Source organism: Streptomyces sp. UNOC14_S4, from assembly GCF_020740835.1.
Lineage (GTDB): Bacteria > Actinomycetota > Actinomycetes > Streptomycetales > Streptomycetaceae > Streptomyces.
This window is the reverse complement of sequence record NZ_JAINFC010000970.1, coordinates 1-1,016: the sequence shown is the minus strand read 5'-3', so window position 1 is coordinate 1,016 and position 1,016 is coordinate 1. Positions and strand designations below refer to the sequence as shown.

1 protein-coding gene is annotated in these 1,016 nt (G+C 69.3%); it reads left to right on the top strand.

What is annotated here, in order from left to right; translation table 11 throughout:
• Positions 1-15: 15 nt before the first annotated feature.
• Positions 16-984 (top strand): acyl-CoA desaturase, encoded by a 969-nt coding sequence (locus K6I34_RS37385; protein WP_229332460.1) that lies wholly within the window; start codon positions 16-18, stop codon positions 982-984.
• Positions 985-1,016: the final 32 nt, after the last annotated feature.

The window sequence follows — 1,016 nt, the reverse complement described above, 5'->3', positions numbered from 1 at the left end:
AGAAAGGAGTACCCCGTGACAACCGCAAGCGCACCCGCACCCACCCCGGTCGACCCCCTCGCGGCAGCGATCGTCAAGCTCGACCCCGCCAGCCGCCGCATCAAACGCTTCTCCGCGCTCACCACCATGACCCTGCCCCTCCTCGGCACCGGCGTGGCCGTCTACTTCCTGTGGGCGGGCCTCTACACCACCACCGACTTCGTCCTGTTCGCCGTCATGTACTTCGTGCACATGGGCGGCATCACCATCGGCTTCCACCGCTACCTGTCGCACAAGGCGTTCAAGACCTCGCGCTTCTTCGAGGGCGTCATGATGGTCACCGGGTCGATGGGCGCGCAGGGCCCGCTGATGTTCTGGGTCACGACCCACCGCAGGCACCACCGCTTCAGCGACCGCGAGGGCGACCCGCACTCGCCGAATCTGCACGGCCGGAGCCTGCGGGGGCGGCTGCGCGGCCTGTGGTACGCGCACATGCCGTGGATGCTGAGCGACGACACGTCCAAGTGGACGGTCTTCGCCCCGGACGTCCTGCGCGACCGCAGGCTGATGTGGTACCACCGCACCTACCCCACCTGGGTCCTGGTCGGCGTGCTGCTGCCCGCCGTGGTCGGCTTCGCCGTCGAGCAGACGCCGATGTCCGCGCTCACGGGCCTCGTGTTCGGCGGGCTGGCGAGGATCTTCGTCGCCAACCAGGCGGCCTGGTGTGTCGGTTCGGTCTGTCACGCGATCGGTACCCGGCCCTTCGACAACAACGACCGCAGCGCCAACAACTGGCCCGTCGCCGCGCTCACCTTCGGCGAGGGGCTCCAGAACAACCACCACGCGTTCCCCGGCTCGTACCGTCACGGCGTGACGTGGTGGGAGCCCGACCTCAGCGGCTGGGTGCTCTTCGGCCTCGGCAAGGCGCGCGTCGTCTGGGACCTGAGGGAACCCGACGCCGCGACCATCGCCAGGAAACGGGCGGCGGCGAAGGCCGCCGCCTGACGTCCCCTCAGCCCTTCCAACCCCTCCCACTC